Origin of the sequence: Stakelama pacifica, assembly GCF_004361835.1 — a bacterium.
Classification (GTDB): Bacteria; Pseudomonadota; Alphaproteobacteria; order Sphingomonadales; family Sphingomonadaceae; genus Sphingomonas; species Sphingomonas pacifica.
Genome location: NZ_SNWD01000008.1, coordinates 164076 through 177404 on the forward strand (window position 1 = coordinate 164076; position 13329 = coordinate 177404).

10 protein-coding genes are annotated in these 13329 nt (G+C 58.4%); 8 read left to right on the top strand and 2 right to left on the bottom strand.

Annotation, left to right across the window (positions count from 1 at the left end):
- Positions 1 to 121 precede the first annotated feature (121 nt).
- From EV664_RS12595 to EV664_RS12630, 8 genes are all read left to right on the top strand, one after another.
- The gene (locus EV664_RS12595; protein ID WP_133496066.1) at positions 122 to 2380 is read left to right on the top strand and encodes a glycosyl hydrolase; all 2259 of its coding nucleotides are present in this window, start codon (positions 122 to 124) and stop codon (positions 2378 to 2380) included.
- 169 nt (positions 2381 to 2549) lie between these two features.
- Positions 2550 to 3938 carry a lipopolysaccharide biosynthesis protein gene (locus EV664_RS12600; protein WP_133496067.1) on the top strand — a complete coding sequence of 463 codons (1389 nt, stop codon included), beginning with the start codon at positions 2550 to 2552 and terminating at the stop codon, positions 3936 to 3938.
- Between the two features lie 3 nt (positions 3939 to 3941).
- Positions 3942 to 5201, top strand: coding sequence for a glycosyltransferase family protein (locus tag EV664_RS12605; protein ID WP_133496068.1), 1260 nt, complete (start codon positions 3942 to 3944; stop codon positions 5199 to 5201).
- Complete coding sequence (locus tag EV664_RS12610) at positions 5198 to 5428, top strand: hypothetical protein (RefSeq protein WP_133496069.1); 231 nt, start codon at positions 5198 to 5200, stop codon at positions 5426 to 5428. Before EV664_RS12605 ends, EV664_RS12610 begins: the two co-directional genes overlap by 4 nt.
- Positions 5429 to 5496: 68 nt before the next feature.
- Complete coding sequence (locus tag EV664_RS12615; protein ID WP_133496070.1) at positions 5497 to 6762, top strand: hypothetical protein; 1266 nt, start codon at positions 5497 to 5499, stop codon at positions 6760 to 6762.
- A complete protein-coding gene (locus EV664_RS12620; protein ID WP_162848846.1) occupies positions 6755 to 7876 on the top strand; it encodes an alginate lyase family protein in 1122 nt (373 codons plus the stop codon). Before EV664_RS12615 ends, EV664_RS12620 begins: the two co-directional genes overlap by 8 nt.
- 66 nt (positions 7877 to 7942) lie before the next feature.
- The gene (locus EV664_RS12625; protein WP_133496072.1) at positions 7943 to 9256 is read left to right on the top strand and encodes a Gfo/Idh/MocA family protein; all 1314 of its coding nucleotides are present in this window, start codon (positions 7943 to 7945) and stop codon (positions 9254 to 9256) included.
- 496 nt (positions 9257 to 9752) lie between these two features.
- Positions 9753 to 10823, top strand: a complete 1071-nt coding sequence (locus EV664_RS12630; RefSeq protein WP_162848847.1) for an alginate lyase family protein — start codon at positions 9753 to 9755, stop codon at positions 10821 to 10823.
- Between the two features lie 10 nt (positions 10824 to 10833).
- Here EV664_RS12630 and EV664_RS12635 read toward each other — a convergent pair whose 3' ends face one another.
- Positions 10834 to 12453: a heparinase II/III family protein gene (locus EV664_RS12635; RefSeq protein ID WP_133496074.1), complete on the bottom strand. Its 1620-nt coding sequence runs from the start codon at positions 12451 to 12453 to the stop codon at positions 10834 to 10836.
- Positions 12454 to 12597: 144 nt separating this feature from the next.
- Positions 12598 to 13329: UTP--glucose-1-phosphate uridylyltransferase (locus tag EV664_RS12640; RefSeq protein ID WP_133496075.1), on the bottom strand; the 732-nt coding region annotated here is incomplete at its 5' end.

A 13329-nucleotide genomic window follows, 5' to 3' on the forward strand; every position in this document is an offset into this window, starting at 1 on the left:
TCGTTTCCGGCCGATTAACGCCTTTTTACGGTTAACCGGAATTCAGCATCTCCCTTAGCGCGCTGAAAAGTAACCGGATGCTACATGAAAGTCGGACATCCTAACAGTTGGGAGTATCGCGATGGCCGGCGACATCATGAAAAATTGGCTGGAACAGAATTTCTTTAACACCGATGGTACTGCAAACTCGGTTTATATCCTGAATAGTCGCGGTGAGATTGCCGACGCTGAGTCATGGCTCGGAAAACCGCTTGATGCCGTTCAGCTTCATCAGGGTGTTGCCAGCTGGAGTGACTGGCTCAGCTCGGTTTCCTGGGTCAACAAACAACTCCATGACGTCGATACGCCAAAAATGTGGTCACTCGGCCTTATCCCTTGGGGCGCAAACCTGAAGGACGCAGCTGCCGGAAGCTACGACGACAAATATTCGGCGCTGGCAAAGACGATGGTCGGTCTTTCTTCGGGCGATGGCCCGATTTACATCCGCCTTGGCTGGGAAATGAACAGCAAGGGCTGGAATCCATGGGGTGCTGCCGGTCAGCCCGACAATTATGTCGGCGCGTATCAGCATTTCGTCGATCAGTTTCGCGGCGTGTCCGATCGGTTCGTGTTCGAATGGACGCCGAACATCAATACCGGCATGAGCTCGGAAGCATTTTATCCCGGTGATGATTATGTCGACGTTATCGGGATCGACTTTTATTATAATGTCGAATGGGCGCCAAAGGACGCGGCGAGCGCGTTCGACTGGTTCGTGCGTGAACCCTGGGGTCTGCAATGGCAGCAGGATTTCGCGGCAAAGCATGGCAAACCCACGGCGATTGCCGAATGGGGTCTGAATGCCGACAATGCCGAATTCGTGAAGCTGGTCGCCAAATGGGCGCTGGATCACGATATGGTGTACCAGAATTACTGGAACTCCGACGCTGCATTTCAGGGCAAGCTGAGCTCGGGACAATATCCTTCCGCCAGCGCCGCCTTTGTTGAGGCGTTCGGCACCACCGAAGTGACCAGCGTCATGCTGGCCGCGGATGAAGTCGCGAAAGCACTTACCGGTGGTTATAATCAGGATTTGTGGGGCAATGGCCATGACAATGTGCTGGTCGGCAATGACGGGCGCAATGAAATTCGCGGCGGCGAGGGGAATGATATCCTCGATGGCGGTCGCGGCGCCGACACGCTTGTCGGCGGCAACGGCAATGACACCTATTATGTCGATAATGCAGGCGACAAGGTCGTCGAATGGGCCAATGGCGGCAATGGCGGCATCGATACGATCATCAGCTCGATCGATTACACGCTCCCCCTCAATGTCGAAAATCTGACGCTGTCCGGCACGGCGTCGCATCGCGCAATCGGCAATTACCATGACAATGTCATCCGGCTGAACGATGCGGGCAGCTATGCCAACGGCATGTCCGGCGACGACCTGCTGATCGGGGGCAAGGGTAACGATACGCTCGAAGGCGGCTGGGGCAATGACACAATGGATGGCGGCGCGGGCGCGGATGTGATGCGCGGCGGCGACGGCAATGATGTCTATCATGTCGACAATGCCGGCGACACCGTCGTCGAATGGGACAATTACGGCAGGGGCGGAAACGATACGGTGATCGCGTCGATCGACTATACATTGCCGATCAATGTCGAAAACCTCACCCAGTCAGGCGACGGTTCGCACCGTGCGATCGGTAACCACGGCGACAACGTCATTCGTCTCAACGATGCGGGCGGCTACGCCAACGGCATGTCGGGTGATGACACGCTGATCGGCGGCAAGGGCAACGATACGCTCGAAGGCGGCTGGGGCAATGACACAATGGATGGCGGCGCGGGCGCGGATGTGATGCGCGGCGGCGACGGCAACGATGTCTATCATGTCGATAATGCCGGCGACACCATCGTCGAATGGGACAATTACGGCAGGGGCGGAAACGATACTGTCGTCAGTTCGGTCGACTATACGCTCTTCACGACCCTTGAAAATCTGCGGCTCGTCGGAACTGCCGACCTGATCGGCAACGGCAACCGGGCCGACAATATCATGGTCGGAAACGCGGGGTCGAACCGCCTCTGGGCCGGCGGGGGCAATGATACCATCGACGGCGGCGCCGGTGCGGATCAACTATATGGGGGCACCGGCAAGGATATGTTCGTCTTCCGCGCCGGTGAAGCTGCCGGTGACAAGATCATGGACTTCGAAGCAGGCGATACGATCCGCCTGGTCGGATATGGCGAGGGAGCCTATGCCACGCTACAGGGCCATGATCTGTATATCCATGACGGCGATCAGGTCGAAACGATCCATGTTTATGGCGCCGCGCTGACGCCGGACCAATGGTCGTTCCATCATGATGCCGGATATACGCTTCCCGGCTGACCTTTATGCGCCCCGCCCCGGCGGCGGGGCGCATCATTCTGGTACAAAATCGGGCCTTTGCGCCGATAATCTCCGGCTTTGGGCGGCGCTGCTCTACTTGCGGGCGTAATGCTGCACTTGCTAAGTGCTACCGCAGAAACGCGCCAGTAGCCGGAGTCGATACAAGCGAATGGCCAGCATCGATGAACTGGTTACCCGGCTGGCCCATATGCTGCCGTTCGGGGAGCGGCTGGCAAAGCTGCAAAATCGTCTGGCTTCCTTTGCGGAGCAGGGGATTCAGGGCGTTGCGAATGTCATCGTAAACGTCATTCTGGCGCGTAACCTGTCGCATGAAGGGTTCGCGTCGATCGGCACGATGATCGGCATCCACTTCTTCGTGCTGGGGATGCACCGCACCGCGATCGTCCTTCCCTTCATCCTTGATTCGACCGGCGATGAGGCTGCCGAACGCGCTGCGGAAGGGCGCTGGTGGTGGCTGAACCTGCTCTCGCTCGGCGTGATCGCTGCGGTGCTGGCAGGGGGCAGCCTTCTGGCAAAGGCACTTTTGACCAGCCCTTCGGCGCTGTGGTTCGTGCAGGGGCTGGCGCATACGGTCATCGTGACGCCCGCGTTGCTGTTCTTCGAATTCGGGCGGCGCGTATTGTATCAGCGGCACCTGCCGCTGACCGCGTTCGTCGCCTCGCTGGTCTATATGCTTCTGCTGCTCGGGACCGCCTATATGGTTACCCGTACCTCGACCAGCGCGGCGATCGCGTCGCTTTCCTGGGTCGTGGCGGGCGTCGGCGGCGGGATTGTCGCGACGATCGCGGCACATCCGGGCAGGCCGCGCGTGGGCGAAGGGGTTGCGATCTGGTGGAGCAATCGCAGCTTCGCCTTCTGGCAGGCGCTGACCAATCTTCCTTATGCGGTGTATAACAGTTCGGTCGTGGTCGCGGTGGGGATTTTCGGCGGCGCAACCGCTGCTGCCGCCTATACCGCCGCGCGGACGCTGACCAACCCGGCGATGAGCATGGTGACCGCCGTCGATTCGCTCGACAAACCGCGCGCGGCACGTGCGCTGGCGAAAGACGGGCTTGCCGGACTGCGCCATTCGGTCGGGCGCACCCGGCGGCTGCTGATTCTGATCACCGGCGGCTATCTTGGCCTGCTCGCCATTTTCGCAGGCCCCATCCTGCGCTTCGCGTTCAGCAATGCCTATGACCATGCGGTCGCAGAGATTCGGGTGCTCGCGCTCGCTTTCTTCCTGATGTGCCTCAACCAGCCGTCGGAGACATTCCTGATCGTCCTGCGGGAAAGCAAAATCCTGCTGCTGACGCGGATTGTCGCGGCGGGCGTTGCGCTGTTCAGCCTCTGGATCGCATCGCCGTTCGGCCTGATGGGCGCGTGTGTCGCGCTGCTCGCCACCCATGTGATCAACCTCGCCGATCTGCGGATTGCCGAGACGATCAGCGGACGCCGCTGGCTGAAATCGACACCACGGGATCGCGAACAGGCGGAAAATGCGCCTCTTGCGGAGGCGGCAGCGCCGGCTCCCGATCTTGAAAGGGCAGGCCGCTGATGGATGCCGCCGTCGCACCGCAAAAGGGCCGGATCTGAAAAGGGTATCCGGGTGAGAGACATGAGCAAAAACGATATGATCCTTAGCGGACAAAAAGAGACCGGCGGCTGGGTTCCGAAAAAGGTCGCTTATTTCGGATTCGATGCGGCTCACACATCGGTACGTCGTCGCATGCGGCAAATTTCTGAAGTTACCGAGCTGGTCGGTCTGACTTTCCGTCGCACGCGATATAACAGCTCCTATGTTCCCGAATGGGATAATGTCGATCTCGGCCTGCTCCGGGACGGTCATTATCTCGAGCGTCTGGGGGTGATGGCGAAATCCTATGGCAAGATCGCCGCTGCCGGCAGTAAGTTGCGCGATGTCGAGCTGGTGATTGCCAGGAATCTGGACCTTCTGGCGCTGGCGCTGATGGCGCGCGCGCGCGGCGTATTCGATGCGCCCATCGTTTATGATGTCTTTGATGTTCGCAGTGTCCTGCTGAAAAGTTCGATACCGGCGCGGTCGATGCGCACCGCGGAACGCGCGATGCTGCGGCGCTGCGCGCTGCTTGTCGTTACCTCGCCTGGCTTTTTGCGCAATTATTTCGAGCCGTATCTTGGTTATCAGGGTCCAAGCCTCTTTTTAGAAAACAAGGTTGATCTGGATATTCTTCCGGAAGACCCGGAAGTCCGTGCCGCATGGCGATCGCCGGCGCGCGCGCGTACGTCACTTGACCCTGACCGGTTCGTGCTCGGCTGGGTAGGGGCGTTGCGCTGCGCCCGATCGGCGGAAATGCTGGCCCGGATTGCTCAGGCACTGCCCTGGCTTACCGTACAGATTTCGGGCAAGGCCACCTATTGTTCGACCGAAGCCTTTCTCCGCACGTTCGAAGGCATCCCGAACATCATCTATACCGGCGAATATTGGTATCCTACCGGTCTTTACGATGTGTATCGAACGATCGACCTCAATTGGGATTTCGATTTGTCGAAACATGGTACCAGCGGAGGGTGGCTGCTTCCTAACCGCCTGTATGAGGGCGGCTATTTCGGCGTTCCGAATCTTGCCGAAGCGGGCTCGGAAACCGGCGATCAGGTGGAAGAAATGGGAACCGGCTGGACCGTGCGCGCCGATACCGACGAAATCATCGAACTTTTAAGAAACATAAGGGGTGAGTATCCTTCGGTAAAAGCCCGGGCGCTGGCGATAATGGATAGTCGTTTTCATTATGATGGCGATATCGCTCGAATTTTTGATGCTGTAGCGGTCGACGCTCGATGAAGAACGGCGATATTGATCTCAAAGAGATTTTAAGTGCGTTCGAGAAGCGCCAACACGCTCTGAGTTGCAGGCTAACCTTTATTCGAGTGTTCCGCGCGCTGGCGCTGCTGATGGTTGCGCTCTACCACGCCACCATGAACAGTTCAGAAGTTGAGCGGGCAAGAAGGCGCATAGTGCGCCCTCAGGACTTTACTACACATCAGACATTGGGATTGAGGTTGTTATGATTGGCCGTTTACAATCTGGCCCGCCGGAAGCTCCTTTTCACGGAGCGGCCTCCACTGATGCAAGGAAGATGTCCGAAAAAACGCTCGTCACAGTGTTGATAGGTACATTCTTCTTTGCCGTCGTGACGATGAAAATAGGCGCCCATATGATGGGTACTGCTATTCAGTTTACGTTAATTATTATGGCGGCGCTCATTGCGGGCTTGATGATATGGGGCGACCTGAAGATCAATCTTAACCGCGTGTTTTTATACATAGCGTTTATTGTAGCCGGCGGCATTGCTAATATTCTGTCTGGACCGGCTTCTCAGCTTCCATCGTTCTTGTTCGTTTTCGTAATCTACTTCTTTTACATATTTAATGTATCTATCTCGCCGGAGAGTTACGTAAAATATTTATCTTATTTCCAGAAGGGTGCTTTGGTAGCGGCATTTTGTGTCTTTCTTGATTGGGTTTTGCAGATCGCAGGTATTGGAATGCCTAACCTCGATCATATAATTCCAGAAAATCTAATCATGTTCAATTACGTGTATGTCCAGCCTCTGGAGTGGGGGGCTAAATACATGAAGCCAAATGGAATATTTTTCCTAGAAGCCTCTTATATTAGCCAATTTATGGCATTTGGGCTAATTATTGAGTTCTGTTTTTTTAGACGGTTACTTTGGATGGGTGCTTTCGGATCGGCGTTGTTGCTTACTTTTGGTGGCACGGGGATGCTTTGCGTCATCTTATGTGCGCCTGTGATGTTATTTTACTTTAGAGCAAAGCTGATCCCGATAATTCTGATCGTTACTCCAGTGGCCGCTGTGGTCGCGCTTCAAGCCGGTTTGCTTCAAAACATTGAGATGCGTTCCGATGAACTGAATGAGAAAGGAAGTAGCGGGAACATGCGATTTACCCAGCAACTTCTTGTGGTTGAGGGTATGTTCGAGGGGACCACTCATCGAGCCTTGGTCGGATACGGTTCTGGCGTGATGCTTCGCCAGCTTCATACTATGTACACGCCGGTTGCGAAAGTGGCATATGAGTATGGTCTTATTGTATACGTGATCTTTTACATATTTTTCATTTACTGTATTTTCGGAAGTGGCGTACCATTCATTATCTCTTGGATGATGTTGATGCAGTATCTCTTTCTCAATGGCTCTTTCCTTGTACCTATTAATAATTTTTATATTATGATGCTGTGCTCGCTGATATCGGTTAGGGGGCGGCCGCGTTGGACAACCTTTGGGAATGTGCTAGATTTGGCGAGAGGGCGTGCAGAGCCAGTTGGACTTTCGGGCGGGCAGCCCGCCATAGTTGATGTTCGAGCGAGGCTGGAACGTGGTTAAGGTCTTTTTGGCACCCGCCTATTTGCGCACGCTCTTAGCTGCATTTGGAGCCGCTGGCATTCTGCTCTGTCCAATCGCTGCGCGCGCGACTGAGAACAGCGACCAACTGAGTTTTTGGAAAGCGCCGTTCGCGAGGCCTAACAAGACAATTGCTGATTTGCCAAGTTGTCCACCTCCTCCAAAAGCGCCCATAAAACTAACGATTGGTTCCATGTATGCCGATGGCGACGAGAGCTATTCGAAGGTGGTGGCGGCGCAAAAAATGGCGCGTGCGGAAAGCCTTGCGCCCATTCGTGAGTTTACCGCTGGCGTTTCGCGCTTTGCGAACAGATATGTCGCAAGCGGGGGGAAGGACACTTATTCGGGCGGCTGTGCACTGGTCTGGCTAAACGACTGGGCGCGCGCCGGGGCGATGCGGAATATGGCCGAACATGAATCTCAGTTCGTCCGAAGCGTGAACCTGTCTGGGTGGGCGCTCGCTTATAGTCAGGTTCGCTATCTCCAAGTGCAGCGCAATTCCCCGCATTATGCCATTCGCCAATGGCTCCGCTCGACGGCGGAAGACATGCGAAGTCATGTCAACGGGGTAACCAACAACACGGCGCGCAACAATCATCGCTATTGGGCCGGGTTGGCCGCGATCGCGGTTTCGATGGACACAGGCGACGTATCTCTTGGCGCATTCGGGCTGGAATCGGCGCGTGTTGGCATTGCGCAGGTGACCTCGGACGGGGTCCTGCCGTTGGAACTCGACCGGAAGAGCCGCGCGGCGCATTATCATCTTTATGCCGCCGCCCCTTTGGTGATGACGGCGGCGATCGCGCGCGCGAATGGCATAGATCTTTATGCCGAACAGCACGGCGCGCTACACCGGCTTGTCCGTTTCGCGACCGAGGCGGTGATTTGGCCCGGTCGCATCGAAGCGCTCGCCCATGCGAGACAGGACGTATTCAACCTGAACAGCTCTATAGCGCAGCAGAATCTTGCGTGGTTCGAATTTTACGCACGCGATTTTCCGAACCGCGCGCCTGAGCAAAAAGCGATCTTACGCGTTCGCCCCCTACGTAACAATGAACTTGGCGGCGATCTTACGATGCTCGCCGCGTCGAACTGACGGGCTAACGGATTTACGATATCGGTCGGGCGCAGACGCGCCGATCCGCATGTGAAGGGGGATTGTGTGCGCATCGCATTTGTCGGGGTGGGCTTTGTTTTCGATATCTATATGCGCACCCGCTGGGCGCATCCGGAGATCGAGATTTGCGGCGTGTTCGACATCGATGCGAAGCGCGCTGCGACGGTGGGACGCCACTATGACCTCAACATCTATCCCGATTATGAAAGTCTGCTCGCCGATCCGCGCGTCGATATTGTCGTCAACCTGACCAATATCCATGCGCATTATGAAGTCACGAAGCGGGCGCTTCAGGCAGGCAAGCACGTTTATTCCGAAAAGCCGCTGACGACCGAGGTAGAGCAGTCGCGTGAATTATTCGCTTTGGCGGCGGAGAAGGGGCTGGTCTTCACCGGCGCCCCCTGCAACGTCTTTTCCGATTCGGTCAGCACGATGTGGAAGGCGGTTCGCGACGGCGCAATCGGCAAGCCTGTGCTGGTCTATGCCGAACTGGACGATAATCCGGTCCATCTGATGAACACGGAAAATGTGCGCAGCCCCACCGGCGCGCCATGGCCGCTGGTCGAAGAGTTGCAGGAAGGGTGCACCTTTGAACATGTCGGCTATCATCTCGTCTGGATCTGCGCGATGTTCGGCCCGGCAATTTCGGTAACCGCTTTTTCGAAACTGCTCGTTCAGAACCGCACCGATAAGCCGCTCGACCCGGCCGACACGCCCGATTTCTCCGTTGCCTGCCTCAACTTCGCCAATGGTGTGGCAGCGCGGGTGACGTGCAGCTTCGTCGCGCCGCGCGACCATCGCATGCGGATCATCGGAGAGGAGGGAGAACTGACCGGCGACAGCTATCGCCATTATCAGTCGCCCGTGTTCCTCGAACGCTTCTCCACGGTAAGCCTGAACGCGCGCAAGGCCTATACGATGCGCGAACAGCCCCTCCTCGGGCGGCGGTTCGGCATTGGCGGGCAGCCGCTTAAACTGCTCCGCCAGTGGAAGAGTCACTCGGTCGAGGCCGAGCGGGGGACGAAGCTTAGCGCGAAGCAGCGTCTGGTCAGTGCCATTCGTCGCCGCGAAATCTATGCTCAGGACAAGTTTCTGGGCATTGCAGAGATGGTCCGCGCCATCGTCGAGCAGCGCCCGCAACCGCTCAGCCCCGATTTTCTGATGCACGTCAACGAACTGACCTTGCTGATCCAGCGGGCAGGGGAGAATGGCACGACCTGCATCCCCACGACTACGTTCGACCCGATCGAACCGCTGCCGGAAGTGGCACAGGCAACGATCAATTACCGCAAGGGATATAAGGGAAGCATGTTCGAACGGCTGCTTGGCGGAACAGTGGAATCGCTGAACCGGCAATGAGAGGTCGATTCCGGCATCATCGCGATGTCGTATGTAATCATAAAGCGCGTCCAGTTATTTCGACGTCGTTCAATGCTTACGAAACTATATAATGCGACTACAAATATATTTTGGCCTCGGTTGGTAGTGTAGTTTCACAAAAAAATGGCAATATCCGGGGTTATGCAACTTAGTTAATGCGTAATTAACAGGTATTAACGAATATTTACGGCCCAGAGTTTTATATTTATTAAGCTATTTCTGGTTTTATGCCGGTGTTCTGATAGTTTGAGCACTGGTACCGCACATGGCTTATCCTGTGGCTGCAGCACATCGCCGCTCGGCCGTCTCTCTTGTTGCTCTGCCCATACGGCGCTTTCCGGTGCGATCGCTTGCCGAAAGGTTCAAAGGCGGAGCGATGCTCTCGGGGGGCATAGCGCTTGCGCTGTCGCTTGGCGGATGCGGGGGCGGAGGTTCCCCGGACGGCAAGACGGCAGTTCCGCAGGAATCCAGTCCTGTGATCGTGGCACCGGCGCCGACACCAGTTCCCGCCCCGACTCCGACTCCGTCGCCGCAGCCTGCGGGCTATAGCGCGCCGTTCGCGCAGCCAACGGCGAACATCGCCTCGGTGCCGGACTGCCCGGCCCCGCCGGAAGCGGTCGTGCGCCTGTCGCTGCCGTCCATGTACGTCACGGGCGATAACAGCTTTTCGCAGATCGATGCGACGAAGCAGGCGGAACGCGAAGCCATATTGAAACCGATCCACAGATTCACATACGGCGTTTCGCGCTATGCCAACAAATATGTCGCAAGCGGCGGTGCCGATGTGAAATCAGGTGCGTGTGCGCTGGCATGGCTCGACAACTGGGCGCGCGCTGGGGCGATGCAACAAATGGTGGATAACGAAACGCAGTTTATCCGCAGCGTCCAACTGTCGGCCTGGGCAATCGCCTATGCACAGGTCAAAAATCTCAAGGTGCAAAGCAATGCGCCCGATCCGGCGATCAGGGCGTGGCTGACCGGCCTGGCGAACGATATGCGCAGCCATGCCGACAGCCTGACGGGCAATACAGTGCGGAACAATCATCGCTATTGGGCCGGGCTCGCGGCGGTTGCGGTCGCGATGGACGTCGGCAATGAGGGGCTTACCCGATGGGGTGTCGAATCGGCACGTATCGGCATTTCACAAATCGGTCCGGACGGTTCGCTGCCGCTTGAACTCGCCCGCAAGACGCGCGCTGCGCACTACCATCTATATGCTGCCGCGCCGCTGGTGATGACCGCCGCGATCGTGAAAAATACGGGCGTCGATCTGTATGCTGATGACGGAGGCGCGCTGCACCGGCTCGTGAAGTTCGCGACCGACAATGTCGTATCCACCGACAAGATCGCTGCGATGACCGGGACGCCGCAGGATATGTTCGATCTCGATACCGCTTTGGGCCAGCAATATGTCGCCTGGTTCGAATTCTATATCCGCGCGTTTCCGGGCCGCGCGTCAGCACAGGCGGCGATTGCGAAGGAGAGGCCGCTGGTGAATAACGAGCTGGGCGGCGATCTGACCATGCTCGCTGCATCGGGCGGCTGATCGCCGGGCGTCACCGGGTGCGGATGATTAATGCGGCAGAATCGCCGGCCGGGGTGAGCGTCACCGCATGCGCCGCAGATGTGGCGTTGTAGCGGCAGGTCCAGCTTGCCGGTGCAAGCGACAGCGAACCGCCCTCCACGCTGAAGACGACGGTTCGATCGCCGCGTATGAAGCGGATCTGCGTGGTATCGGATGCTTCGACCTGCCAGTCGTCCGGGACCAGCAACCGGCTTTGCCATCCCGCACCGCCGTGCCAGCTGTCACGCAGCGTGATCGTGCAATCATTGCTAAGCGACACGCGGCGGCGGACCGTTGCTCCGTCGAACGACAGGCTGCCCTCGGCCCATTGCCCGGCACCGTTCTCGCCATGGCCGTCGAGCGTCGCCGCGGTGCGCCGCCCGACCTTGAACGAGCCCAGATATTCGACCGGCCGTCCGTCGGCGATGGTGGGGCCGTTATGGGCATGCCAGCTGCGTTCGGTATCGCGCTGGCGGTCGGGCGCATAATGGGTCGTGCCGGGGTCGACGATCAGCCGGTCAGCGCCCAGCGATAGCTCAACGCTCAGGAAATCGGCATGGCCATGGCCGGGATTGGCGTCAGGACCGATCGGCCCTGCGTCAAACACCATCGCCACATCGCCATCAGCCAGCCGGACATAGCCGGCATCTTCCAGCGCGACAAAGCCCGGTGTCGGTGCGCCGTTCAGCACAGCGGACGTGCGCGGTGTTTCGTCGAACCAGGCATCGTTCATCATGATGGGCCGATCATCGCCCAATGTCAGCGCGGCAAGCGCAGCCTCAGCGCCGGTCAGGCGGCGATGCAGAAGCGCCGCCTGCGCATCCGACCAGATGTCCAGCGCAGACAGGATGCGCAGGCTCTGAATACACAGCGCCTGATACATAGCCGATCGTTCGAGTTGCGCGCCGTCCTCGCCGAAGGTTTCGCCGACGACATGCGGGAAATGACGGTGCAGCGCGGCTTCGATCGCGGGCGGCACGGTTCCTGCGGCGAGCGCATAGAGCGCCAGCGCCGACAGGTTGCGCTCAAGATGGTTGAAGCCAAGCTCGGTTTCGAGATTGCCGAGCAGATAGGCGACGTTCAGCCGCAGAAACGCGTCGATCGTTGCGCGTTCGCTCCGCGCCGAATAGCGTTCGGGAAGGCGGATCAGGATCGCGCTGAACGTCAGGATGCGCTGGGCGACGGGATAGGAATTCCACACATCGGCAAAGTCCGACGAGCGCTGAAACCGCGCCTGTTCGCGAAACCCGGCGATTACCGTTTCGGCAAAGCCAAGCGCGCGCTCCGGATCGCTGTCGAAGGCGGGTGACAGCCAGCCCATAAAGGCAAGATTGGCGCGCCAGAGCTGATAGCTGCCGCCGTCCATATCGACCCGCCAGTCGATCTTTTCGGCACCGCCGAAATCATGCGTGCGGTTGAGGAAAGTGAACCGCCCGGCAAAGCATTGCGGCACATTCTTGGCGTGCTTTGCCTCGAAAAACATCGCCGCCACTGCCGCTGCGTCACGCGCCGGGGCGTTGTGCCTCGTGCGTGTCCGGGGCAGGCGGTCGGCCTGCCGTTCGATTCCGGCCAGATAGCGTTCGCTGATTTTCGGGATCGCCTTGCTGCGCACCCGTCGCCGCACATGGCGAAGCAAAGCTGCGGGCGGGACATAGGATGCGGCGCGCAGCGCCAGCCGGAGCGAACGGAGCGAAATGGCGGTTTCTCCTGAGGCGTAGCCAGGCGGGCGCGACGTGGTCGTGCCCGCCTGCCGCGATTATTGGCCGATCCGTGCTTCGGCGGCGGATTTGAGTGCGCTGCCGATCTCGGGATGGTTTAGGCCGAGGCTGAGATTGGCGAGGATGAAGCCGAACTTGTCGCCGCAGTCGAAGCGTTCGCCGTCAAAGGTAAAGCCGTGGAACGGCTGCTGCCCGATCAGCTTTGCCATGGCGTCGGTCAGCTGGATCTCGCCGCCTGCACCCTTTTCCTGATCCGACAGGATGGTCATGACCTCAGGCTGCAGGATGTAGCGGCCCGGGATCATCAGGTTGGAGGGCGCAGTGCCGGGTTCTGGCTTTTCAACCAGCGCTTTGACTTCGGTCGCGCGGCCCTTGCGCTCTCCCGGGGTGATGATGCCGTATTTGCGCGTGTCCTCGTCCGACACTTCGAGCGCGCCGATGACATTGCCGCCAAGCTCGTAATAGGCATCGGCCATCTGTTTCAGGAACCCCGGCGTGCCGACCATCAGCTCATCGGGCAGCAGCACCGCAAACGGTTCGTCGCCGACGATATGCCGCGCGCACCAGACGGCATGGCCAAGCCCGAGCGGCTGCTGCTGACGCACATACATGGGCGAACCCGGCGTCATGCGGGTCTTCTCGATCGGGGCGAGCGACTTGCCGCGCTCGCGCATCGTGGTTTCCAGTTCGAACGAGATGTCGAAATGGTCCTCCAGCGCACCCTTGCCGCGCCCGGTGACGAAGATGATCTCCTCGATCCCCGCCTCGAT